At 64.4% G+C, this 22,483-nt stretch carries 20 protein-coding genes; 9 read left to right on the forward strand and 11 right to left on the reverse strand.

Annotated features, from left to right (window positions below; translation table 11 throughout):
* The first annotated feature begins 16 nt into the window (after nt 1–16).
* A complete protein-coding gene (locus ACWNZ3_RS12200; protein WP_496900101.1) occupies nt 17–1,810 on the forward strand; it encodes a serine protease in 1,794 nt (597 codons plus the stop codon).
* Between the two features lie 380 nt (nt 1,811–2,190).
* On the opposite strand, the gene ACWNZ3_RS12205 is transcribed toward ACWNZ3_RS12200, so the two are convergent.
* The 3 genes from ACWNZ3_RS12205 to ACWNZ3_RS12215 form a co-directional block, all read right to left on the reverse strand.
* Nucleotides 2,191–3,789 (reverse strand): 5-guanidino-2-oxopentanoate decarboxylase, encoded by a 1,599-nt coding sequence (locus ACWNZ3_RS12205; protein ID WP_496900102.1) that lies wholly within the window; start codon nt 3,787–3,789, stop codon nt 2,191–2,193.
* A complete protein-coding gene (locus ACWNZ3_RS12210; protein ID WP_269363795.1) occupies nt 3,789–5,237 on the reverse strand; it encodes a TrkH family potassium uptake protein in 1,449 nt (482 codons plus the stop codon). Before ACWNZ3_RS12210 ends, ACWNZ3_RS12205 begins: the two co-directional genes overlap by 1 nt.
* Nucleotides 5,238–5,470: 233 nt before the next feature.
* Nucleotides 5,471–5,710, reverse strand: coding sequence for a hypothetical protein (locus ACWNZ3_RS12215; RefSeq protein ID WP_240313087.1), 240 nt, complete (start codon nt 5,708–5,710; stop codon nt 5,471–5,473).
* A 394-nt stretch (nt 5,711–6,104) separates the two neighbouring features.
* Between ACWNZ3_RS12215 and ACWNZ3_RS12220 the strand changes: the two genes are divergently transcribed.
* Complete coding sequence (locus tag ACWNZ3_RS12220) at nt 6,105–7,076, forward strand: alpha/beta hydrolase family protein (RefSeq protein ID WP_496900103.1); 972 nt, start codon at nt 6,105–6,107, stop codon at nt 7,074–7,076.
* Nucleotides 7,077–7,140: 64 nt separating this feature from the next.
* Here the strand turns inward: ACWNZ3_RS12220 and folE2 are convergent, their stop codons facing one another.
* Complete coding sequence (gene folE2 / locus ACWNZ3_RS12225; protein ID WP_274575026.1) at nt 7,141–8,235, reverse strand: GTP cyclohydrolase FolE2; 1,095 nt, start codon at nt 8,233–8,235, stop codon at nt 7,141–7,143.
* Between the two features lie 113 nt (nt 8,236–8,348).
* Nucleotides 8,349–9,527 (reverse strand): aminotransferase class V-fold PLP-dependent enzyme, encoded by a 1,179-nt coding sequence (locus ACWNZ3_RS12230; RefSeq protein ID WP_496900104.1) that lies wholly within the window; start codon nt 9,525–9,527, stop codon nt 8,349–8,351.
* 298 nt (nt 9,528–9,825) lie between these two features.
* Between ACWNZ3_RS12230 and ACWNZ3_RS12235 the strand changes: the two genes are divergently transcribed.
* Together ACWNZ3_RS12235 and ACWNZ3_RS12240 are read left to right on the forward strand one after the other, a co-directional pair.
* Complete coding sequence (locus ACWNZ3_RS12235; RefSeq protein WP_496900105.1) at nt 9,826–10,743, forward strand: alpha/beta hydrolase; 918 nt, start codon at nt 9,826–9,828, stop codon at nt 10,741–10,743.
* Nucleotides 10,740–11,396, forward strand: coding sequence for a glutathione S-transferase N-terminal domain-containing protein (locus ACWNZ3_RS12240; RefSeq protein ID WP_496900106.1), 657 nt, complete (start codon nt 10,740–10,742; stop codon nt 11,394–11,396). Before ACWNZ3_RS12235 ends, ACWNZ3_RS12240 begins: the two co-directional genes overlap by 4 nt.
* Before the next feature lie 657 nt (nt 11,397–12,053).
* Here ACWNZ3_RS12240 and ACWNZ3_RS12245 read toward each other — a convergent pair.
* Together ACWNZ3_RS12245 and ACWNZ3_RS12250 are read right to left on the reverse strand one after the other, a co-directional pair.
* Nucleotides 12,054–12,656 carry an inner membrane-spanning protein YciB gene (locus ACWNZ3_RS12245; RefSeq protein ID WP_274575021.1) on the reverse strand — a complete coding sequence of 201 codons (603 nt, stop codon included), beginning with the start codon at nt 12,654–12,656 and terminating at the stop codon, nt 12,054–12,056.
* Between the two features lie 14 nt (nt 12,657–12,670).
* Nucleotides 12,671–13,573 (reverse strand): DMT family transporter, encoded by a 903-nt coding sequence (locus ACWNZ3_RS12250; RefSeq protein WP_496900107.1) that lies wholly within the window; start codon nt 13,571–13,573, stop codon nt 12,671–12,673.
* Between the two features lie 71 nt (nt 13,574–13,644).
* Here ACWNZ3_RS12250 and ACWNZ3_RS12255 point away from each other — a divergent pair, with 71 nt between their 5' ends.
* Nucleotides 13,645–14,145, forward strand: coding sequence for an MgtC/SapB family protein (locus tag ACWNZ3_RS12255; protein ID WP_274575019.1), 501 nt, complete (start codon nt 13,645–13,647; stop codon nt 14,143–14,145).
* A gap of 3 nt (nt 14,146–14,148) precedes the next feature.
* On the opposite strand, the gene ftsY is transcribed toward ACWNZ3_RS12255, so the two are convergent.
* Nucleotides 14,149–15,579 (reverse strand): signal recognition particle-docking protein FtsY, encoded by a 1,431-nt coding sequence (ftsY, locus tag ACWNZ3_RS12260; RefSeq protein ID WP_496900108.1) that lies wholly within the window; start codon nt 15,577–15,579, stop codon nt 14,149–14,151.
* 105 nt (nt 15,580–15,684) lie between these two features.
* Here ftsY and ACWNZ3_RS12265 point away from each other — a divergent pair, with 105 nt between their 5' ends.
* Entirely contained in the window at nt 15,685–16,563 is an 879-nt protein-coding gene (locus tag ACWNZ3_RS12265) for a lytic transglycosylase domain-containing protein (protein ID WP_496900109.1), read from the forward strand.
* A gap of 57 nt (nt 16,564–16,620) precedes the next feature.
* Here the strand turns inward: ACWNZ3_RS12265 and ACWNZ3_RS12270 are convergent, their stop codons facing one another.
* Both ACWNZ3_RS12270 and ACWNZ3_RS12275 read right to left on the reverse strand, forming a co-directional pair.
* Nucleotides 16,621–16,920: an SH3 domain-containing protein gene (locus ACWNZ3_RS12270; RefSeq protein WP_269363814.1), complete on the reverse strand. Its 300-nt coding sequence runs from the start codon at nt 16,918–16,920 to the stop codon at nt 16,621–16,623.
* 179 nt (nt 16,921–17,099) lie between these two features.
* Nucleotides 17,100–18,812 (reverse strand): NAD(P)H-dependent oxidoreductase subunit E, encoded by a 1,713-nt coding sequence (locus tag ACWNZ3_RS12275; RefSeq protein WP_496900110.1) that lies wholly within the window; start codon nt 18,810–18,812, stop codon nt 17,100–17,102.
* A gap of 184 nt (nt 18,813–18,996) precedes the next feature.
* On the opposite strand from ACWNZ3_RS12275, the gene ACWNZ3_RS12280 reads away from it, so the two are divergent.
* The 3 genes from ACWNZ3_RS12280 to ACWNZ3_RS12290 are packed head-to-tail and all read left to right on the forward strand — an operon-like array spanning nt 18,997 to nt 20,859.
* The gene (locus ACWNZ3_RS12280) at nt 18,997–20,010 is read left to right on the forward strand and encodes an alkane 1-monooxygenase (protein WP_496900111.1); all 1,014 of its coding nucleotides are present in this window, start codon (nt 18,997–18,999) and stop codon (nt 20,008–20,010) included.
* A gap of 49 nt (nt 20,011–20,059) precedes the next feature.
* Nucleotides 20,060–20,464, forward strand: coding sequence for a hypothetical protein (locus ACWNZ3_RS12285; RefSeq protein ID WP_274578172.1), 405 nt, complete (start codon nt 20,060–20,062; stop codon nt 20,462–20,464).
* Nucleotides 20,461–20,859: a hypothetical protein gene (locus tag ACWNZ3_RS12290; protein WP_496900112.1), complete on the forward strand. Its 399-nt coding sequence runs from the start codon at nt 20,461–20,463 to the stop codon at nt 20,857–20,859. Before ACWNZ3_RS12285 ends, ACWNZ3_RS12290 begins: the two co-directional genes overlap by 4 nt.
* Nucleotides 20,860–20,868: 9 nt before the next feature.
* Here the strand turns inward: ACWNZ3_RS12290 and xseA are convergent, their stop codons facing one another.
* Entirely contained in the window at nt 20,869–22,416 is a 1,548-nt protein-coding gene (gene xseA, locus ACWNZ3_RS12295; RefSeq protein WP_496900113.1) for an exodeoxyribonuclease VII large subunit, read from the reverse strand.
* Nucleotides 22,417–22,483 lie beyond the last annotated feature (67 nt).

Below are 22,483 nucleotides of genomic sequence, written 5' to 3' on the forward strand. Positions count from 1 at the left end.
GAAAGTACACGCCCCGATGATCCGTCTTGTTCTGGCTGTTTGCGCCGCGACCCTGTCCTTTGCTCCCCCCGCGACCCGTCCCGTGCAGGCCCAGGCCGCAGACGAGGTTGTCTGGGTCCAGATCGAGGCGCAGCCCAGCCTGGCGGCGGCGACCGACCGGGCGCGCGCCTATACCACCCTGCTTGAGGATGTGAACGGGTTTTCACTTGGCGGCGGCTGGTACGGCATCGCCGTTGGCCCCTACCGCCGCTCGGACGCGGAACAGGTCCTGCGCACCTATGTCCGCGACGGGCTGGTGCCGCGCGACAGCTTCATCCAGCTGAGTAGCCGGTTCAACCAGCAGTTCTGGCCGGTGGGTGCCAATGTGCTGAACAGCGGGGTGATCGACACGCCGTCCACGGTGGTGACGACAACACCGGATGCGACACCGGAGGCAACACCGGAACCGCTGGCCGAGGCCCCCACCCCCGCGCCGGAGCCCGAACCCGCCGATGAGACACCGCAAGAGGCCCGCCTGTCCGAGCGTCTGCTTGACGCGCAGGAACGCCGCGATCTGCAGATCGCGCTGCAATGGGCGGGTTTCTACAATGCCAGCATCGACGGCGCCTTTGGCCGCGGCACGCGCAACTCCATGGCCCAATGGCAGGCCGCCAACGGCTATGAGGAGACCGGCGTGCTGACCACCCTGCAGCGCGCCGACCTGCTGAAGCAATATAACGCGGTGCTGGAAGGGCTCGGGCTGCGGATGGTCCGGGACGACAAGGCCGGGATCGAGATCATGATGCCCACCGCAGAGGTGGCGCTGGACAAATACGAACCCCCTTTCGTGCAGTACAACAGCACCGGCGACATCGGCGCGCGGGTGCTTCTGATCAGCCAGGCCGGGGATCAGAACACATTGTTCGGCCTCTATGACATCATGCAGACCCTGGAGATCGTGCCGCTGAACGGCCCGCGTGACCGCAAGAACAGCTCTTTCGAGCTGATCGGCGAAAACGGCAGCATCATCAGCCAGACCCAGGTGTCGCTGGAAGATGGCCATATCAAGGGCTTCACGCTGATCTGGCCCGCAGGCGACGAGGAACGCCGCCGCCGGGTCATTGCGGAAATGTCGAAAAGCCTGATCCGTCTGCCCGGCGTGCTCGACCCCGCGGCGGGCAGCAACGAGGAACAGGCCATCGACCTGGTCGCGGGCCTGCAGGTGCGTCAGCCCAAGATCGCGCGCTCCGGCTTCTTTGTCGATGCCAATGGCAGTGTCGCCACCACCTCCGAGGCGGTGCAAGGCTGTGGCCGGCTGACCATCGACGGCGATACCGAAGCCGATGTGATCGCCAATGACAGTGCCAGCGGGGTCGCCATCCTGAAACCGCGCGAGGCGCTGGCCCCCATCGCGATTGCCGAATTCGGCATCGGCACCCCCCGCCTGCAATCGGAAATCTCTGTCGCGGGCTATTCCTATGAAGGTGTCCTGTCGGCGGCGACGCTGACCTTTGGCACGCTGTCGGACGTGCGCGGGCTGCAGGGCGAGGAGATGCTGCGACGTCTGGCGCTTGGTGCACAGGCCGGTGACGTCGGCGGCCCGGTTTTCGATGCCAGCGGCAATGTCATGGGCATGTTGCTGCCGCGTGCCACCGGCGCGCAGGAATTGCCGGAGAACGTGAATTTTGCGGTCGATTCAGCGGTGATCGCGGAACTGGCCACAACGGCCGGCCTGACCCTGAAGGCGGGAGAGCGCACAGGCGCCATCGCACCACGTGACCTGCGCCTGAACGCACAGGGCATGACGGTATTGGTCAGCTGCTGGGAATAACGCCTGGGGAGAGTCGGCCCGGAGTTTTCAAAAACTCCGGACCGATTTTTTCAAAAAAATCGTCTCAAGCGGCGATGCCGGACATAACGCAGACCGGCATCGGACCATCAGCGCAGAAAGCGACCGTCTCCACCGCCCAGCACTGACAAGCCCCGGTCATTTTCATGACATCCCAACCGGAGTTTTCAAAAACTCCGGACCGATTTTTTCAAAAAAATCGTCTCAAGCGGCGATGCCGGACATAACGCAGATCGGCGTTGGACCATCCGCGCGGAACGCCGCCCACGCCACCGCCCCGCACCGACAAGCCCCGGCCATTTTCATGGCACCCCAACCGGAGTTTTCAAAAACTCCGGACCGATTTTTTCAAAAAAATCGTCTCAATCTGCTATGTCGGGCGTGACGTAGATCAGCGTCGGGCCATCCGCCCGGAACGCCGCCGCCACGGCCGTCTGCAGTTCCGGCAGGCCCGCCGGCCGCACCGCCCCCGCGCCAAAGGCCTCGGCCAGTTTCATGAAATCGGGGTTGCGCGCGACCACCGCATTGGGCGCAATCTGCGCCCCCACCATGCTGGCCTCGATCGCGCCCAGCTTTCCGTTGTCCCACAGGATGATCGGCAGGCTGAGCCCCAGTTCCACCGCCACGCCCAGCTCGGCCATGGTATAATGGAACCCATAGTCCCCCATGATCGCCAGTGTCGGCAGGCCGGGCCGTCCGATGGCCCCGCCGATGGCCGCAGGCAGGGCATAGCCCAGCGTCCCGAAGCCATATGGATGGTGCCAGTGGCCCGGGCGGTCCATGTTCCAGACCTCTTTCGCGGCATAGGCAAACTGCGTCATGTCGGAATAGATCATGGCATCCTGCGGCAGACAGGCCTGCAAGGCCTCGGCCACCCGCAGGACACCGGGATATTCCGCATCCACCTCGGTACGCCATTTGTGCCGCGCCCGGGTGACCTCCTCCGGCGTCCAGCCGCTGCTCCGGGGGGCTTCCTCTTCCAGGGCCCGCTCCAGGGCAGCGAGGAAACCGGCAGCGTCAGACGGCACGTGCCAGGCCGCGCGCGCCGGGTCGGTGAGGCTTTCGGTATCCAGATCAACCCGCAACATCGGTGCGTCATGGCCAAGCTGCGCGCGCCACAGATCCACCTCGGCCAGCTCCGTGCCGACGGCGATCACGGCATCCGCCTGCGCGATCACCCCGGCAGACTCGGGCCGCGACAGGTAGCTGCCGAAATGCAGCGGTGCATCGGGGTCGATCACCCCCCGTCCGGCATAGGTGGTAAAGCTGGCCGCGCCCAGTTTGCGCACCAGCTTGCGGGCGGCATCGGCCCCTGCCCGCGCGCCCCCGCCGAAAATGAACATCGGCTTGCGCGCCCCGGCCAGCATTTGCTGCGCTTTTTCGATGTCCATCGGCCGTCCCCCCGCAACCGGGGTGGGCGGCATCGGCGCGGGTGCTGCGGCTGCCGTCGCCTCCAGCTGTGCAATCGGCACCTGGATGTGCTTGGGACGCGGGCGTTTTGCGCTGAACTCGGCCCATGCCCGGTCAACCAGCGCATAGGCCGCCCCGGCGGTGCGCGCCTCCTCCGACCAGTCGCAGACGGTTTCCGCCGCGCCGCGCTGGTCCTTCATCTGGTGCAACTGCCCACGCCGTGCCGCCACCTCGTCCAGACAGGATGAGATCACCAGCATCGGCACCGAGTCGCTATAGGCCTGCCCCATCGGGGTCATGATGTTGCACAGGCCCGGCCCGGTGATCACATAGGCCACCCCCGGTTTCCCGGTGGCCCGGGCATAGCCGTCGGCCATGAAACCCGCCCCCTGTTCGTGGCGCGCCAGCACATGGGTGATGCCCGCCTCTTCGATGCCGCGGTACATTTCCTGATTGTGCACCCCCGGAATGCCAAAGATCACATCGACCCCGCGATCCTTGAGCATATGTGAAATCTGCGCACCCAATGGCCGCGTCGTCGTATCAGCCATCAGGCCCTCCAGAAACTTACCGTAAACAGAACGTAAACCACCATCAGCTCCAACCGGCCCAGCAGCATGGCAAAGATCAATATCCATTTGGCGGTATCGTTGAGACTGCTGAAATTGCCCGCAGGCCCGATGATATCACCCAGACCGGGGCCGATGTTGGCCAGTGCCGCCCCAGCCCCGGATACCGAGGTGACGAAATCCAGCCCCGTCATGCTGAGCGCCACGGAAACAAGGCCCAGTGTCACCACGAAGAACATGAAGAAGGACATCACCGACGACAGCACATCCGGCCCCACGGGCCGCCCGTCATACCGCGGGGTGAAAATGGCATGCGGCGACCGGATCCGGCCCAGCTGCGCACGGATCGAGGCAAACAGAAGCTGATAGCGGAAAATCTTGATCGAACAGGCAGTGGAGCCGGCGCAGCCGCCGATCAGCCCGATGAAAAAGAACAGGGCGACCGCGAAGGGCCCCCATGTCATGTAATCGACCGAGGCATAGCCGGTGCCCGAGATGATCGAGGTGATGTTGAACAGCGCCTCGCGAAAGCTCTGTTCCAGATGGTGCGGAAACACATGTTGCAGCGTCAGGACCATCACCAGGACCAGCACGGCGATGGTCAGGACAAAGCCACGCACCTGCGGATCGCGGTGCAGCGCCAGCGGGTTGCCGTTGATCAGCTGGACGTAGCGCACAAAGGGCATCGCGGCGAGGACCATGAACAGGCTGGCCACATATTCCGGCGCCCCGGTGAACCGACCGAAGGAGGCGTCGTAATTGGCAAAGCCCCCGGTGGAGATCGTGGTCAGCGCATGCACGGTCGCATCGAAGGTGTTCATGCCCAGGGCCAGATAGCTCAGCACGCAGGCCACGGTCAGCCACAGATAGATCACCGAGATCTGGGTGGCGATCTGCCCCGCGCGGGGCAGGATCTTGCCAAAGGTGTCAAAGGCTTCGGATTTGAAGATCTGCATGCCCCCGACCTTGAGTTCGGGCAGGAAGACCATGGCCACGACGATGATGCCGATCCCGCCCAGCCACTGCAGGATGCCGCGCCACAGCAAAAGCCCCTTGGGCAGCACGTCCAGCCCGGTCAGCACCGTGGCCCCTGTCGTGGTCAGACCCGACATCGCCTCAAAGACCGCATTGGTGAAACTGGACTGGGTTTCGCCCAGCATGAAGGGCAAGGCGCCGAAGATCGGCAGCATCACCCAGACGCCGGTGGTCAGAAGAAAGGTCTGCTGGATGGTCAGCCCCTGCCGGACCCCGTTTGCACAGGCCAGCGCCATCATGCCGCCTGCCGCGGTGGTGATCAGACCGGCTTCGACAAAGACGATGACATGGCCGCGCCCTTCGGCCAGATCCACCAGAAGCGGCACGATCATGGCAAGGCCCAGTACCCCCACAAGGAGGCCGACAACATAACCGACAGGGCGCAAATCCATCATGCGGCAGCGTTGGCGTCTGGCACTGGCGGTGTCAAGCAATCAACCCCCCGGACATGAAAACGGCCCGGCGTGCGGCTTTTTGGGCGGCACGGCTCCGGGCCGTTGATCTATAGCGTCTGTCGAAAGTCCTGAAGCATCATGCATCACGGAACGCGTTGAAATCTCCGGTTTCAGGCAGCGTTACGTGTTTCAGGTTTTTCGCATGACGCTTTGGCAACTGAATGTCGTTCGTCTCAGAAGCCGTAGAGGTCCTTGAAGACGTGGTGCACGATGTCGTCGCGCTTGATGTTCATCGCGGCCAGTTCGGCGTCTGATTTGGCCTGCAGCGCAGTTACCTCATCAAGCCGGCGCTGGCCGGTCGAGCTTGCGATCATGGATTTCCCGATGATGCTGAAGAACGCACCGACATGTGCCAACACCGCCCGTGCGGAGGTGCCGAAGCCATTTGTTGTCATGGTGGTCTGGTAGGTCATTTTGAAGTGCCTTTAATCCTTGTTGTCTCTTCCCTGACCCCCAGATAGGCCTGCCGGCTGTCAGGGAGTACCGCCAAAAATGCATAGCGGGACGCCCCGCCTTGCAGGGCTTGGATGCTGTATGGGGCACCTCTGGTGCGGGCTGCGCGCAAGCCGGACACCGGATTTTCCGGCGCTGCTGATCTAATGCCCGCCTGTCACACAGGGCATCGCCCGACTTTGCACAGGCATGACTACATTGATTGGTGAGCGGGGTCAGCAATCTGACCAAAGCCGGTTTTGCCCGGATCGCCCCCCCGGTCAAGATGCAGAAAATCCGCACGCAGAAAGCTGTCATTGCCAGAAAAGCCTGATAGAGCGGCCCTGTATTTTGTCCCGCACCCGGAGCCGCCGCATGAAATTCCGCTTCACTTTGGCACTGATGTTGCTCGCCGCCCCTTGCCTTGCCGAAACAACTGCCGGTGTTGCACATCTCCATGAAACCTCCGCACAGGCGCGGCCCCTGTCGCTGACCATCTGGTATCCAACTGAGGAACCGACATCGGCCGATATCGGCGGCAATCCCGTGTTCCAAGGGGTTCCAGCCGCCCCGGACGCTGCCTTTCCAGCCGGGCCGCATCCTTTGGTCGTGATGTCCCACGGTGGTCTGCGATCCGCCAGAGACTCCGGCGCCTGGCTCAGTTCATCCATCGCGCGTGCAGGTTTTGTCGTGGTCGAGGTGAATGCACCACGTCCGGAGACCGCGGCGATTGCCCTTAACGAAATATGGCAAAGACCGCAGGATATGCGCCGCGCCATTGATCTGCTGCTGGCGGACGGCACCTGGGGCGCACGTGTTGACGAGAGCAGGATTACAGCGGCGGGATTTGCACTTGGCGCAACCGCCGCCCTGTCCATCGCAGGCGCGGAACTGGATGTTCCGGGTTACCTGCGGTCCTGCATGGCGGAGGACGCAACAGACGGGCCGGATTGCAGGTGGTACGCTGGCGGGGGCGCGGCGCTGTCGGACACCAATGCGGAAGGCCTGGCAGCCATGGGCAGAGATCCCCGCGTCACCTGGGTGATCGCGCTCAATCCGGAATATCCGGCCCTTCTCACTGCCCCCGCTGCCGATCTGCGCAGCCTGCGGATATCTCTGGGCGGTTCCGATGACGCGTCGGGGGATCAGAAGTTCACCCAGGCCGTTGAAATCCCTGGATCATCTGCTTTTGATGCCTTCGCGGCCTGCACCAGAGCCGGACCGGATATCCTGATCGAGGAAGACGGAGATGCGGCGCTCTGCGGGTTTTCAGCAGAGGCCCGCCAGACCATCCATCAGGAAATCTCCGGGGTGATCATATCTTTCCTCACAAGTGACAGCGAATAGGCCGGTACGAACCGTCCGCCGGCAACGCCCGGCAGACCCTGCCGCGCGCTGCTGCCTTCGATGGTCAGCCGACGTGGAAAAGCGTGTTGAACAGCTTGGGGTCGATGCTGGCCATCTCGAAGGTCGGCCCCTCCGTCAGGACCGAAATCGCATCATGCGAATGCAGGCTTTCCTGATGGCTCGCGATCACCCGGAAATCACCGATCCGCCCGTCCCGCTGCAACTGCTCGCAGAACAGCCGCGCCGCATCCTCGACAAAGATCGGATTGGCCGCATTCAGCTCGGCAAAGGCCTGTTCGTCCTCGCGCTTGACCATCACCTGCGTCTCCGTCGGCACCGCGCGGCGGCAGGCGTCGATCAGATCCTCGAACCACAGGCATTCGCGGGCGCAGTCGATCACCGCCGATATCCGCGCGACCGAGCGCTGCGAATGCGGCGTGGCCAGCTGCCCCCGGGTGGCGCGCGCATGTTCGCTGAGCTCCAGTGAGCAGGGGCAGGTGCTGGAATAGACATAATCGAGGTGGATCATCTTCTGGCGCAGCCCGCCCTTTTCCACCAGTTCCAGCGCGATATCGTAATATTGATAACCCGACAGGCCGGAACGCAGGCTTTCGATCTTCATCGGGAAGGAAAACCGCATCTGGATGCGCGCATCCATGCTGTCGAGATCGGCCTTGTAATCGTCCAGCGCCTTTTCGATCACTTCAAAGCTGAAGGTCGCCTCCGCATGTTTGTAAAAGCTGCGCATGATGCGGGACATGTTGATGCCCTTCTTGTCGGCCTCAAGGCTGACGGAACCGGTCACCGATGTCTCAAGCGTCAGATCGCCATTGTCGCGGGTGCGAAAACGGATCGGCAGCCGGAAATTGGAGATGCCGACATGCTGGATCTGTTGCTGCGCCCCCCGGATCAGGCTGCTGGGGCCGTTCTGAAGGTCGGGGAGCGTGGATTTATAGACCTCTCCCACCGCGAAATCATCCGGGTAGTCGCGCCGGAACACCGGATATTCCGGTGCATCGGACAACAGCCGGGAGACCGATGGATCAAGCGCTGCCACCTCTTCCGGGCTGGCGGTGCTGGCCCATGCCTTCAAAACGCCGAGCGCTTTTTCCGCGTCAGACCGCTCCGGTGCTTTTTCAACTGATGTGATCGCATTCATGGCTCAGGCTCCCCTTGTCCTTGCAGGCTCAATTTAGGGTGCCTTGACCGGATTACCAATCAAGATACCGCATTTCCGGCAGGCTGCGTGGCGAAACCCGACACGCCGGATGCTCAGACCGTCAGCGCCTGCATGAGATCCGCAATCAGGTCGTCCACATGTTCCAGACCCGCAGAGAGGCGCACCAGACCCGGCGAGATGCCCAAAATGTCCTTTTGCTCCTGCGGCAGGCGCTGGTGGGTCGTGGTCGCCGGATGGGTCGCAATCGACTTCGCATCGGCGAAATTGTTTGAGATCGTGATGATTTCCAGCGCATTGAGGAAACGGAAGCAGGCTTCCTTGCCGCCCTTCACCTCAAAGGCAAGGACAGTGCCCCCGGCAGGTGCCTGCGCAAGTGCCAGCTCCTGCTGCGGATGCCCCGCATGGGTCGGATAGCGCACGGCTTCGACCATCGGATGGCCCGTCAGCGCTTCGGCCAGTTCATGGGCGGTCTGCGCCTGTGCGCGCACGCGCAGGCTCATGGTTTCCAGCGCCTTGAGGTGGGTCCAGGCGGTAAAGGGGTTCATCGCCCCGCCCGTATGTTTCATGTAGGCCTCGATCGGGCCGCGGATCAGCTCGCGCGGCCCGCAGATCGCCCCGCCCAGCATCCGCCCCTGCCCGTCCACATGTTTGGTGGTAGAGACAATGGCGATATCCGCGCCGCAGGCCTGCGCATAGGAAAACACCGGGGTTGCCATGGCATCGTCGGCCAGCACCAGCGCGCCGACCGCATGGGCCGCCTTGACCACATGACGGATGTCCACGATTTCCAGCGTGGGGTTCGAAATGCTCTCGAAAAAGACCAGACGGGTGTCGGGGCGGATTGCGGCATCCCATGCGGCGTTGTCGGTGCCGTCGATCAGGGTGATCTCGACCCCGAAACGCGCGAGCACGTCCTCAAGCACGTAAAGGCAGGATCCGAACAGCGCCCGGGAGGCCACCACATGGTCACCGGCCTTGACCAGCGCAGTCAGCGCCCCGCTGACGGCTGCCATGCCCGATGTGCAGGCGAAACAATCCTCATACCCCAGCAGATCCGCGATGCGGTCCTCGAACATGCGCACGGTCGGGTTGCCATAGCGGGCATAGATGAATTCATCCTCGCCCAGCGCCTGGAACCGCGCCTCGGCCTGTTCGGCGCTGTCATAGACGAAGCCCTGGGTCAGGAATACCGCCTCGCTGACCTCGCCGTATTGGCTGCGGCGGGTGCCCGCGTGAACCGCGCGGGTGCTGGGGTGCCAGTCTTTGCTCATGTGTTATCCTTCCGGCCCGACCTTGCGGGCAATAAAAAACTCCAGACGCGGTCAAGCGAAAGGAGTCTTTCCTCGACCTTTTAGCAGTTCTTGACGGGTCTGGCCCGTCGTGGCCCGCAATCCGGTAACAAATCACCACGCAGGCTTGCTACTGCGCGGCTCCGGTCAGGTCAAGTGCGCAAAAGCGGCCGGCCTGTTGCGCCGGCGCATCGTCACGGTGGCGTAACCTGCGGGTAATCCCTGTGACATATGTTTGCGTCACCAAGCACCCACCAGATATAGTGGCAAGAGGCCCCGCATGGCCGTGATGCACCTCAATCTCGCGTTGCCGGAGGCGCCGATCCCCCGGGATGGCGACACCGCACCCCTTGCGGCCGTCATGCGCCGCGCGGCGGCGGGTCAGGGCCCAATCGTGGTGATGCTGCACGGGTACAAATATGCGCCCGGCCTGGGGCGGCATTGCCCGCACCGGACCCTGTTTGCCGGCGGCGACAACTGGGCCCGGGGCCTGGGACTGGACCGGGATCAGGGCCCGCTGGGCCTGGCGGTGGGATGGGCGGCACGGGGATGGCTGCACGAGGTTCATGACCGCGCACAGCGGGTCGGGGTGGAACTGGCAAGACTGCTGAGCGCATTGCACCGCAGAGCGCCGCACCGGCCGATCCAGATCATCGCCCATTCGCTGGGGGCCGAAGTGGCGCTCAGCGCGCTGGAACACAGCGACGCAGGCGCAATCCGGCGGATTGCCCTGCTGACCGGGGCCAGCTTCAGCCAGCGGGCGACAGCGGCGCTGGACACGCCGGCAGGACGCCAGGTGGAACTGCTGAACGTCACCAGCCGGGAAAACGACGTTTTCGATTTCCTCTTTGAACGCATGATTGCGCCCGGGCAGCAGGACGGCAGCGCATTGGGTCAGGGGATCCTGGCCCCGAATGTCGTGAACCTGCAACTGGACTGCCCTGCAAGCCTGCGGGGGCTGGCGGGCCTTGGCCTGCCCATCGCCCCGACGCGCCGCCCCGTCTGCCATTACTCCAGCTACCGCAGGCCGGGCACCATGGCGCTTTATGCCCGTTTCCTTGTGGCCCCGGGGGCCTTGCCCTTCGACCTGCTGCGCAATGCCCTTCCGGCGCAGGCAGATCCGCGCTGGTCCCGCCTTGGCATTCGCGGCAAAACCGGCATGATGACCTGGCCCCTGTCAGGAGACGCCACCCCATGACCGCCCCGATCGACCTTTACTACTGGCCCACGCCGAACGGCTGGAAAATCTCGATCGCGCTGGAGGAGATGGCCCTGCCCTATGAAACCCATCTTGTGAACATCGGCGCGGGTGAACAATTCGACCCCGGTTTTCTGAAAATCGCGCCGAACAACCGGATGCCCGCCATTGTCGATCCCAATGGCCCCGACGGCGCGCCGATCCCGATCTTCGAATCCGGTGCGATCCTGCAATATCTCGCGCGCAAGACCGGGCTGTTCTGCGGCCGGACGGAGCGTGAACGCATCGCGGTGGACCAATGGCTGATGTGGCAGATGGGCGGTCTCGGCCCGATGGCGGGTCAGGCGCATCATTTTCTGAAATTCGCCCCGAAAAAGGATCCGCCGCAGGACATCCCCTATGCCAAGGACCGCTACCGCGCAGAGACCGCGCGGCTTTACGGCGTGCTGGACCGGCAGCTTGCGCAGCATGAATATGTGGCGGGGGATTTCGTCTCGATTGCGGATTTCGCGATCTGGGGCTGGGCCTCGCTCTGGGAGGGTCAGCAGCAGAGCCTGGAGGACAAGCCGCATATGGCGCGCTGGCTCGGGGTGATGGGCGCGCGCCCCGCTGTGCAGGCCGGCCGGGCGCTGCACGCTGACAAACGCCCTTAGCCACGGGTTTCGTTTTCTTCAAAGAAAACGGTCCGGACTTTTCAAAAAGTCCGGCACCTCAGCCCTTTTCCCACGCCAGAGAACAATGCCCCTTGCATCGGTGCATCTCACCACGGCGCAGGCCTGATACGGAACCCCGGCAAACGCCCGCAGCCGCCGCCGTTTTCTTCAAAGAAAACGAACCGGACTTTTCAAAAAGTCCGGCACCTCAGCCCTCTTCCCGCGCCAGAGAACAATGCCCCCCGCATCGGTACATCTCACCACGGCGCAGACCCGATACGGCACCCCTGCAAACGCCCGCAGCCGCCGCCGTTTTCTTCAAAGAAAACGGTCCGGACTTTTCAAAAAGTCCGGCGCCTCAGCCCGCTCCCCGCGCCAGATACAATGCCGCCTGCATCGGTGCATCTCACCACGACGCAGACCCGATACGGCACCCCTGCAAACGCCCGCAGCCGCCGCCGTTTTCTTCAAAGAAAACGAACCGGACTTTTCAAAAAGTCCGGCACCTCGGCCCGCTCCCCGCGCCAGAGAACAATGCCACCTGCATCGGTGCATCTCACCACGGCGCAGGCCTGATACGGCACCCCGGCAAACGCCCGCAGCCGCCGCCGTTTTCTTCAAAGAAAACGGTCCGGACTTTTCAAAAAGTCCGGCACCTCAGCCCTCGTCCTTCTCCACCCCGTAGTCCTGAAACAGCTTCCCCTGCATCATGAAAAAGGCGAACATCGCCACAGGCAGGCCGAAAGTCTTGAAATAGACCCAGGTCTCGGTCGCGAAACTGCGCCAGATCAGCTCATTCGCCACCGCCAGGCCAAAGAAAAACAACATCAGCCGCCGGGTCAGCAGCATCCAGCCCCGGTCCTGCAAGGGCATCATCTCTTCCATCACGTATTTCAGATAGGATTGCCCGCGCAGCAGCCCCACCGCGAGGATGCCGCCAAACAGCAGGTAGATCATCGTCGGTTTCATCTTGAAGAACCGGTCATCGTTCAGCCAGACCGACAGCCCGCCAAACACCACCACCAGGATCACGGTGGCCACCTGCATCCGGTTCAGCTTGCCGGTGAGCGCCCAGATCGCCCCGGTCGCCGCAACCAGCAGCGGGATAAAGGCGGCGGTCACCACGATGAACCCCTCGTAATCGGTCCCGCCGATGCTGAATGTCCGGTCCTTGAGCCTGAGATAGGCGATAAAGAACAACAGGATCGGCCCGTATTCGAGGGCCGATTTCACAAACGGGTTCACTTCCCTGCGCGCCATGTCCTGCTGCTCCTTTATCCGCCCATTTCCACTATCACAGCACCCGCTGCGATCAATGCCATCAGTGCCACCCGGCGCGGGCCGACCGTCTCTTTCAGAAAGACAACGCCGATCACGGCGGCAAAGACTGTCGATGTCTCGCGCAGCACGGCCGCCTCGCCCACCTTGTCGAGCCTTGTGGCCATCATGATCGCGCCAAAGCTGGCAAAGGCCACCAGCCCGCCGATCAGCCCGCGCAGCATCAGCGGCCCCGGTTCGGGCGGTTCGGTCATCCGCCGCCAGCGCAGCGCCGCGATGACAGGCATCACCAGCCCGTCGATCATGAAAAACCACGCCAGAAAGGTAAAGGGATTCGCCGTGGCCCGGATGCCATAGGCGTCAAAGGTGGTATAAAGCGCCACGAAAAGCCCGGTCAGCACCGCCAGCCCCAGCGCCGCGTTCAGCGTGTCGCGCTGTGCCTCAAGCTTGCGCAGGTTATAGACCGCAAGGCCAAAGATCCCCGACAACAGCACCGCCACGCCCAGCCATTGCACCCCGGTAAAGCGTTCGCCAAAGATCAGATAGGCCCCGATCACCGCGAACAGCGGCCCGGTGCCGCGCACCACCGGATAGACGACGGTATAGGCCCCCTTGGTATAGGCCCAGGCCTGCAGCAGCTTGTAGACGATATGTATCGCCCAGGCCCCGACAAAGATCACCCACATATGCGGCTCTGGCCAGGGCACCACAAAAAGCGCAAAGGGCGCGGCCATCGCGCAATAGCAGAAATCAATCGCGCCGCGGGTCATCCAGGGGTCGTGACGCCCTTTCTGCAAGGCGCCGAAAACCGCATGCAGGACAGCCGCGGACAAGGCCAGGAACAGCGCCATCTGATGCCCGGCAGCGGTCCCTTCGATGGAAAGCAGCCAGTCGGTCATGGGCGCATCCCCGGAACCGGGGCCGGTCCGGAACCGTTACAGTCATGCGTGTTCACGACAAAGGCACCCCGATGTACGAAACAATCTTCGCGGATCTGACCAATACCTTCTCGGAGGTTCCGATGCCGGTTGCGGCCCTGCGCATGGCAACCGCACTGGTTTTTGGCGCGGTCATCGGGCTGGAACGCGAATGGCGGACCAAACCGGCGGGCCTGCGCACGCATATGCTGATCTCGCTGGCCGCCTGCATCTTCATCCTGGTCGCCTTCGAGATCACCGCGCTGGATTTCGGCAGCAACGAGACCAAGCGGGTGGATCCCCTGCGCCTGATCGAGGCGGTCACCGCCGGTGTCGCCTTTCTGGCGGCGGGAGCGATCTTTACCTCGGGCGGCACCGTCAAGAACCTGACCACCGGGGCCAGCATGTGGCTGGCCGGGGCAATTGGCCTGTGCTGCGGCGCAGGGCGGATTCCGCTGGCGGTGCTGGCGACCGTCCTGGCGCTTCTGGTGCTCACCATTGTGACATGGGTCGAAAAACAGGCGCCGCTGGACACAGAAGAGCAGGATGATTGACCGTCATCGTTCGTAACCCACCAGCGCATCGGCAAATTCCTGCGGGTCGAAGGGCGACAGATCGTCGATCTGCTCGCCCACGCCGATGGCATGGATCGGCAGGCCGAACTTGTCCGCCAGGGCCACCAGCACGCCGCCCTTGGCGGTGCCGTCAAGCTTGGTCATGACCAGGCCGGAAACATCGGAGATCTCCTGAAACACCTTGACCTGGTTCAGCGCGTTCTGGCCCGTGGTCGCATCCAGCACCAGCAGGGTGTTATGCGGCGCGCTGGGGTCCTTCTTGCGGATCACACGCACGATCTTGGCCAGTTCCTCCATCAGGTCGCCCCGGTTCTGCAACCGTCCCGCCGTGTCGATCAGCAGCAGATCGGCGCCGTCTTCCTGCGCCTTGCCCATGGCGTCAAAGGCCAGGCTTGCCGGGTCCGATCCCTGCGCCGCCGTCAGCACCGGCACGCCGGCACGTTCGCCCCAGACCTGCAATTGTTCCACCGCCGCCGCGCGAAAGGTATCGCCGGCCGCGATCACCACCTTCTTTCCCGCCGCGCGGAACTGGCTGGCGAGTTTGCCGATGGTGGTGGTCTTGCCCGATCCGTTCACCCCCACCACCAGCACCACCTGCGGCGTTTTGGGATAGATCGGCAAGGGCCGCGCCACCGGATCCATGATCCGGGTGATCTCATCGGCCATCAACTGCTTGATTTCAGAGACGGAAAGTTTCCGCCCGAAACGCCCCTCGGCCATATTGGCGGTGACCCGCAGCGCGGTATCGACCCCCATGTCCGCGGTGATCAGCAATTCCTCAAGCTGTTCGAGCATGTCATCGTCCAGCACCCGGCGCACGACGGTCTTCTGCGCAGGGCTGCGGCCCATCAGACGGCCCAGAAGCCCGCCTTTCCTGAACGGTTCGGTGACCGTCTCGGCCAGTTCCGGCGCAACCGAGGTCATGGTGCTGCGCAGCGGTGCAGGTGCCGCCGGGGGCAGCACCGGATCAGCTGTTGGCGTGACCTCGGGCAGCGGGTCATCCTGTGGGATTTCCTGCGGCACCTCGGGCGGCAAAGGCTCTTGCGGCGGGGTCGGATCAGGCAGCGGCTGCGGCGCAGGCTCCGGTATCGGCTGCGGCGCAGGTTCTGGTATCGTCTCAGGCTCAGGCTCAGGCTCAGGCTCAGGCTCAGGCTCAGGCTCAGGCTCAGGCTCAGGCTCAGGCTCAGGCTCAGGCTCAGAAACCGTCACTTCGGGCGCGGGGTCAACCGGGGCCGGTTCAGGGTCCACAGCCTCCGGCATCGCGGCAGCAGCCGCGGCGGGGGCCTCTTCCATGATCTCGTCCAGGGCAACGGCATCTTCTTCACCGCCATCGCTGACAATCGCCTCCAGCCCTTCGTCGATCTTCGACGAGGACTTGAACAAACGGTCTTTGAGCTTCTTGAAAAATGCCAAGGGGGGTCTCCGTTCCGGTTTCCCCTGATCTATAGGCTCACCTGCCGGGATGGAAGGGCGGCCCGCGCAATTGACATGCCCGCGCGCGCGTTTCACCAAGGGTCCATGATACGCCGGCTGATCCTGATCCTTGCCCTCACGGTCCAACCCGCACTGGCCGATGCGCCGGGGCGGATGTGTTCTTCGGGCAAATGGGGCCATGTGGAATGCATCCGGCCCGCGCATTTCGTCTTTGACACCTGCAACGCCATCCGCAGCTTTGCCGACCGCCACGGGCTGAACCGCGACTTCTTTGCCCGGCTGATCTGGCAGGAAAGCCGGTTCGATCCGAATGCCCTGTCCCATGCGGACGCGCGTGGCATCGCGCAGTTCATCCCCGCCACCGCAGCACTGCGGGGCCTGAAGGACCCCTACAACCCCGCCGAGGCGCTGGAGCATTCGGCGCAATACCTCGCCGAAATGGTCGCGCGCTACGGCAATGAGGGGCTGGCCGCCATCGGCTACAACGGCGGCGAAAGGCGCGCCGAAGGGTTCCTGCAGGGCGGCGAACTGGCCCCGGAGACGGTGAATTACGTGCCCATCATCACCGGATTGACCGCCGAGGACTGGCGCGACACCCCGCCAAAGCGCCATGACATGCGCCTGTCAAAGACATCCGCCTTTCTGCCTGCCTGCTATGAGATGGCCCGCAACCGCCGAATCACCGCGCTGGCCCGGCCCGAACCGCGCGTGAAACCCTGGGGCGTGCAGGTCGCCTTTGCCACCTCGAAAAAGCTGGCCCGCGCCCGGGTGATCGAACGCACCAGCACCTGCCGCGCGGCTGTACAGGGCGAAAAGACCGATCTGATCTACAAGAAGAACCGCGTCTCCGGCAAAAAGGGCTATTACTTTGCCCAGTTCGGGCGCAACACCCAGGCGGGCGCGCGCAAACTGTGCGACACCCTGCGCCGCCAGCGCTGCATCTGTCTGGTGGTGCAGAACTGAGCCGGGCGGAATTTTCGAAAATTCCGGCCCGATCTTTTCGAAAAGATCGGCGCCCGCCTATTTCCGCCGCAGGTAGGCGTAGGAGGCATAGCCCCGGACATCGCGGGCTTCCGCCAGTGTCACCGCGCACCACCGGGTCGGGCCGGTGGATTCGCAGCGCCCCACATCCACCTCGGTCCCGTTCGGCATCCCCAGAAGCTCGACAAAGCCGGTGCCGGGGCCTGCCCGCAGTTTGAGCATATCGCCCTCTTCAACGCCAAACACCTCATAGCGGCCCGGCGATATGCCCGCCGAGGGTTGCGCGCAGCCGCTGACAATTGCGCTGCTCAACAGCACGGCTCCGATCCATCCTCGCATGACATTCTCCTTTGGCGGTTTCGCCCCCCTTTTGGCAGCGCTTTGCCGCGAAGAAAACCGGCATCGCACAGGCGGCGGCAGATTTTCACCGCCGCCCGCCGGATCAGCTCGGCAGCGCGGCGGGAACCGGAATTTTCGAAAATTCCGACCCGATCTTTTCGAAAAGATCGCCTGCCGCCTCAGATCTCGTCGGGGAAATGCTTCATCACCATCCGGATCGGATTCGGCGCCGCCTGCCCCAGCCCGCAGATCGAGGCATCGACCATCGCGGTGCTCAGCTCTTCCAGCAGGCCGGTATCCCAGCGCTCCGCCTGCATCAGCTTGACCGCCTTTTCGCAGCCGACCCGGCAGGGCGTGCATTGGCCACAGCTTTCATCCTCGAAGAACCGCAGCATGTTCAACGCCGCCGCCCGGGCGCTGTCGGCCTCCGAGAGCACCACCACCGCAGCCGACCCGATGAAGGAACCATGTGGTTGCAGCGTGTCGAAATCCAGCGGGATGTCGTCCATCGAGGCGGGCAGCAGCCCCGAGGACGGCCCGCCCGGCTGATAGGCCTTGAACGCATGGCCCTCTGCCATGCCGCCCGCGGCCCCGATGACATCGGTGATGGTGGAACCTGCGGGCAGCAGATACATCCCCGGCTTTGCCACACGGCCCGAGACCGAATAGCTGCGCAGCCCCTTGCGGCCGTTCTTTTCGGTGCCTGACAGCACCTCCGGCCCTTCGCGGCACACCTTTGCGACCCAGTGCAACGTCTCGATGTTATGCACCAATGTGGGCCGGTCAAAGATGCCCACCTGCGCCACATAAGGCGGACGGTGGCGCGGGATGCCGCGCTTGCCCTCGATGCTTTCGATCATCGCCGATTCCTCGCCGCAGATATAGGCCCCGGCCCCGCGCCGCAGGTCGATATAGCCCGCCTCGGCGATGCCCGCCGCCTCCAGCGCCGCAATCTCGCGCGCAAGGATTTCCAGCACCGCCGGATATTCGTCGCGCATGTAGAGGAACACTTTTTCCGCCTCGACCGCCCAGGCGGCAATCAGCATGCCCTCCAGAAACAGATGCGGCGTGCGCTCCAGATACCAGCGGTCCTTGAAGGTGCCCGGCTCGCCCTCGTCCCCGTTGACCGCCATGTAACGCGGCCCGGCATTGCCGCGCACGAAGCCCCATTTCCTGCCCGAGGGGAAACCGGCGCCGCCAAGGCCGCGCAACCCGCTGTCCAGCACCTTTTGCTGGACCGCTTCCCAGTCGCCGTTCAGGCGCAGGGCCGCAAGCGTCTCGTAACCGCCAGCCGCCGCATAGGCCGCATAATCCTCATAGGCCGGCACATGGGCATGGGTGTCACCCGCCGCGATGGCCGCCTGCACCTTTTCCGGGGTGGCGTGGTCGATGTGGTTATGGCCGATCTCAAGCACCGGCGCGGTATCGCAGCGGCCCATGCAGGGCGCGCGCAAGACGCGGACCTGAGCCGGGTCCAGCCCCTCCTCCAGCGCGGATTTCAGGGCCTGGGCGCCCGCCAGCTCGCAGGACAGGCTGTCGCAGACACGGATGGTCAGCGCGGGCGGCGGGGTTTCCCCCTCTTTCACAACGTCGAAATGCGCATAAAAGGTCGCAACTTCATAGACTTCGGCCATCGACAGGCGCATTTCCTCGGCCAGCGCCCGCAGATGTGCGGCGGACAGATGGCCAAAGCTGTCCTGGATCAGATGCAGGAATTCGATCAGCAGGTCCCGGTTGCGGGGCCGGTCGCCCAAAAGCGCGCGCACCTCGTCCCAGGGCCCGTCCTGCAACTGCCGCCCCTTGGTGTGGTGCCGGCCCTTGCCCTTGCCCGATTTCCAGACGCCTTTTTCCGGCCCCTTGCCCTTGGTGTCCTTGTGATCGTCCAGCGCCATGTCACGTCCCCTTGTGCCCTGCCCCCGAGGGGTTGCGCCGACCCTAGCAAAACACGCCACCGCCCCACGATCAAAAAGCGACGATTTCACCGCAGTTTGCGCGGGGCAATTCCGAAATCCCTGTCTTTGCGTGGCCGCATTTCGCCTATAAGAAACTCCCGACCCTGAACGGAGCCGCGACACGATGCCTTGGTTTGTCTTTGCCAGCCTGCTGCCTGCGGGGCTTTTGGCCCTGGCCTGCCTGCTGGGCGGCATCTGGCCACTGCTGGCGGTGCTGTCGATCACGGTCTTTGTCTTTTTCATGGACAAGCTGCCGCGCCGGGCCCAGGTCAGCGATGCGACGGGGCGCGCGCTTTGCCTGACCCTGGCAGTGGTGCATTTCCCGCTGCTGGCGCTGGGGGTCCGGGCGCTGGCCGCAGGGCAACAGCTCGACCTGACCGACAAGCTGCTGATCTTTGCCGGGCTGGGTCTGTTCTTTGGCCAGGTTTCCAATTCCAACGCGCATGAGCTGATCCACGCGGGCCGCCGGTTGCCCCGGCGCATCGGTGTGGCGATCTATGTCTCGCTTCTGCATGGGCATCACGTTTCGGCGCATCTGCGGGTCCACCATGTGCATGCCGCCACCGATGCGGATCCCAATTCGGCACCGATGGGCATGGGGTTCTGGCATTATTGCGGCCATGTACTGCGCGGTGAATTCACCGCAGGGCTGCGCGCCGAGACGGCACATCGCGCCCGCGCGGCAACATCCCCTCCGGCATGGAGCCACCCCTACCTCGGCTATCTGGCCGGTGCGGCGGCCGCACTGCTCTGTGCCTTCCTGCTGGCCGGGTTCCGCGGTCTTGTCGTCTATGTCGGGATTGCCGCCTATGCCCAGTGGCAGTTGCTGTTGTCGGATTACGTGCAGCACTACGGGCTGCGCCGCCGGGTGCTGGAGACGGGCAAGCCCGAGCCGGTCGGCCCGCAGCACAGCTGGAACGCGCCCAAGTGGTATTCCAGCGCGATGATGCTGAACGCGCCGCGCCATTCGGATCACCACATGCGCCCCGCCCGCGCCTTTCCGGCGCTTGAGGTCACCCCCGAAACCATGCCGGTCCTGCCCCACAGCCTGCCGGTGATGGCGGTGGTGGCACTGGTGCCGCCACTCTGGCACCGCCTCATGGACCGGCGCGCGGCGCGCTGGCAGGATGTCGCGTGACCCGCGATGACCACTGGCAGCGGCGGCGGCTTTCTGGCACTCTGACCCCATGAAACACATCGCCCTGACCCTGTCGCTCCTGCTTGCCCTGCCCGCCCTGCCTGCCGCCGCGCAGGACCTGATGACGGCAGAGGAATTCGACGCCTACACCCGGGGCAAGACGCTCTTTTACGGGCGCAACGGCAGCGCCTATGGCGCGGAAGCCTACCACGGGAACCGCCGTGTCGAATGGTCCTTTCTCGACGGGGAATGCCGCGCGGGGGAATGGTATCAGGACGGCGAGCTGATCTGTTTCGTCTATGAAGACAACCCCGATCCGCAATGCTGGAGCTTCTCGCGCGGCACCGGCGGGCTGATCGCACGGTTCGAGAACGATCCGCAGACCACCGAACTTTATGAAGCCCGGGATGTGGGCGAGGAAATGCTCTGCCTCGGCCCCAAGGTCGGCGTGTGAAACCGCTGCTGGCAGCGCTGCTGCTCTGCGCGGGCATGGCGCAGGCGGAACCGCTGGACACCGCAGAGGCCTTTCAGGCCTATGTCGGTGGCAAGACCCTCTATTTCGATCGGGGCGACGGGCGCGGCGTGACCGCTGCCGAAAGCTATTTGGAGGACCGGCAGGTGCGCTGGTCCGAACGGGGCGGCACCTGTATCGAAGGGCAATGGTATGCCGAGGGCGGGCTGATCTGCTTTACCTACGAAAACAACCCCGACCCGCAATGCTGGGCGGTGGAGCGGACCGCAACCGGGCTGGTGGCGGTGCTGCGCAACGGCGGCTTCCCGACCCGGATTTTCGAGGGTGATCCGGGCAAGGATCCCTTTGAATGCCTGGGGCCAAAGGTCGGCGTCTGAGCCAGCGCTTCAGAACAGCGAACCTTGTTCGGGCGGTTTGCCCGCCTTGCGCGGCGCGGGTTTGGCGCTGCCGGCCCCAACCGTGATCCGGCCATCGGCGAATTCGATCTCAAGACTTGTGGCCTTTCCTGCCGCCGCCTTGCCGGTCACCACCGCACCATCGCCGCGCACCACCGCATAGCCGCGCGCCAGTGTCGCCTTGTAGCTCAGGGTCTCGCGCAGCCGGTCCAGCGCGTCGATCCGCTGCCGCCAGCCGCGGGTCTGGCGCTGGCCCGCATCCGACAGGCGCGCAACCAGCGCGGCAAAGGCATCGGCCTTGCGCGCGCGGTCCTGCGCCAATGCGGCAGGGCGGAACCCCCGTGCCCGGCTTTCAAACCGGTCGCGCCGCGCCGCAACGCCGCGCGCCAGCGCCGGGGCAAGCCGCGCCGCGATTTCCCCCAGCCGCCGCCGGTCCTGCGCCAGGCGCTGGCGCAGGGTCGCGGGCCGCAGGGAGCCGGAGACATCCGCCAGCCGCACCCGTCGCCGCTGCACCCCGGCGATCAGCGCCGGTTCCAGCTTCTCGCCCGCGCGGTCCAGCCGCTGGCGCGGCCCGTCCAGCAGCGTTTCGGCACGGGGCAAGGCGCGCGCCATGTCGCGCAGCCGCTGGTCACGGCGGCTCAGCCCCTGGCTGAGCAGCACCCGCATCCGCGCCTCCTGACTGTCGAGCCAGGCCGCCAGTTCGTGCCGCACCGGCACCGCCAGTTCCGCCGCCGCCGTCGGCGTGGGCGCGCGGCGGTCCGAAACATAGTCGATCAGCGTCGTATCCGTCTCATGCCCCACCGCCGAAATCAGCGGAATCTGCGAGGCCGCCGCCGCCCGCGCCACGATTTCCTCGTTGAACCCCCAGAGATCCTCGACCGAGCCGCCGCCCCGCGCGACAATCAGCAGGTCGGGGCGCGGCAGGGCGCCGCCGGGGGTCAGCGCGTTGAAGCCTTCGATGGCGCGGGCCACTTCGGGTGCGCATTTCGCGCCCTGCACCGCCACCGGCCAGATCAGCACCTTGCGCGGAAACCGGTCGCGCAGACGGTGCAGGATGTCGCGGATCACCGCGCCGGAGGGCGAGGTGACCACGCCGATCACATCCGGCAGATAGGGCAAGGGCCGCTTGCGCGATGCCTCGAAGAGCCCCTCCGCCGCCAGCGCCTTCTTGCGCTTTTCAAGCAGGGCCATCAGCGCGCCCATGCCTGCAGGTTTGATATCCTCGATCACGATCTGATATTTCGACTGGCCGCCGAAAGTGGTGATGCGCCCCGTGGCGACCACCTCCATCCCCTCTTCGGGCTGGGTGTCCAGCCGCGCCGACACGCCTTTCCAGATCACCCCGGAGATGACGGATTTGTCGTCCTTGAGGTCCAGATAGATATGCCCCGACCGGGGCCTGCTGACCCGGCCCACCTCGCCGCGAATCCGCACATGGCCGAATTCGCCCTCGATCACCCGCTTGATCGCACCGGACAGTTCGGTGACAGAGAATTCCGGGCTGTTCTGCCCCTCGCGGGGATCGTCGATCAGGTCCATGTCCTGTCCTTGTGTCTTGGGCAGGTGCAGAATAGAACGCGGACAGACAAAGGCCAAGGGAGTGCAG

This window comes from Sulfitobacter sp. IGS-18 (assembly GCF_059628195.1).

What these genes read in the sequence shown, in the direction of transcription:
- ACWNZ3_RS12200 (WP_496900101.1), top strand. Translation starts at nt 17, where the DNA reads ATGATCCGTCTTGTTCTGGCTGTTTGCGCCGCGACCCTGTCCTTTGCT.
- ACWNZ3_RS12205 (WP_496900102.1), bottom strand. Translation starts at nt 3,789, where the DNA reads ATGGCTGATACGACGACGCGGCCATTGGGTGCGCAGATTTCACATATG.
- ACWNZ3_RS12210 (WP_269363795.1), bottom strand. Translation starts at nt 5,237, where the DNA reads ATGATGGATTTGCGCCCTGTCGGTTATGTTGTCGGCCTCCTTGTGGGG.
- ACWNZ3_RS12215 (WP_240313087.1), bottom strand. Translation starts at nt 5,710, where the DNA reads ATGACCTACCAGACCACCATGACAACAAATGGCTTCGGCACCTCCGCA.
- ACWNZ3_RS12220 (WP_496900103.1), top strand. Translation starts at nt 6,105, where the DNA reads ATGAAATTCCGCTTCACTTTGGCACTGATGTTGCTCGCCGCCCCTTGC.
- folE2 (WP_274575026.1), bottom strand. Translation starts at nt 8,235, where the DNA reads ATGAATGCGATCACATCAGTTGAAAAAGCACCGGAGCGGTCTGACGCG.
- ACWNZ3_RS12230 (WP_496900104.1), bottom strand. Translation starts at nt 9,527, where the DNA reads ATGAGCAAAGACTGGCACCCCAGCACCCGCGCGGTTCACGCGGGCACC.
- ACWNZ3_RS12235 (WP_496900105.1), top strand. Translation starts at nt 9,826, where the DNA reads ATGGCCGTGATGCACCTCAATCTCGCGTTGCCGGAGGCGCCGATCCCC.
- ACWNZ3_RS12240 (WP_496900106.1), top strand. Translation starts at nt 10,740, where the DNA reads ATGACCGCCCCGATCGACCTTTACTACTGGCCCACGCCGAACGGCTGG.
- ACWNZ3_RS12245 (WP_274575021.1), bottom strand. Translation starts at nt 12,656, where the DNA reads ATGGCGCGCAGGGAAGTGAACCCGTTTGTGAAATCGGCCCTCGAATAC.
- ACWNZ3_RS12250 (WP_496900107.1), bottom strand. Translation starts at nt 13,573, where the DNA reads ATGACCGACTGGCTGCTTTCCATCGAAGGGACCGCTGCCGGGCATCAG.
- ACWNZ3_RS12255 (WP_274575019.1), top strand. Translation starts at nt 13,645, where the DNA reads ATGTACGAAACAATCTTCGCGGATCTGACCAATACCTTCTCGGAGGTT.
- ACWNZ3_RS12265 (WP_496900109.1), top strand. Translation starts at nt 15,685, where the DNA reads ATGATACGCCGGCTGATCCTGATCCTTGCCCTCACGGTCCAACCCGCA.
- ACWNZ3_RS12270 (WP_269363814.1), bottom strand. Translation starts at nt 16,920, where the DNA reads ATGCGAGGATGGATCGGAGCCGTGCTGTTGAGCAGCGCAATTGTCAGC.
- ACWNZ3_RS12275 (WP_496900110.1), bottom strand. Translation starts at nt 18,812, where the DNA reads ATGGCGCTGGACGATCACAAGGACACCAAGGGCAAGGGGCCGGAAAAA.
- ACWNZ3_RS12280 (WP_496900111.1), top strand. Translation starts at nt 18,997, where the DNA reads ATGCCTTGGTTTGTCTTTGCCAGCCTGCTGCCTGCGGGGCTTTTGGCC.
- ACWNZ3_RS12285 (WP_274578172.1), top strand. Translation starts at nt 20,060, where the DNA reads ATGAAACACATCGCCCTGACCCTGTCGCTCCTGCTTGCCCTGCCCGCC.
- xseA (WP_496900113.1), bottom strand. Translation starts at nt 22,416, where the DNA reads ATGGACCTGATCGACGATCCCCGCGAGGGGCAGAACAGCCCGGAATTC.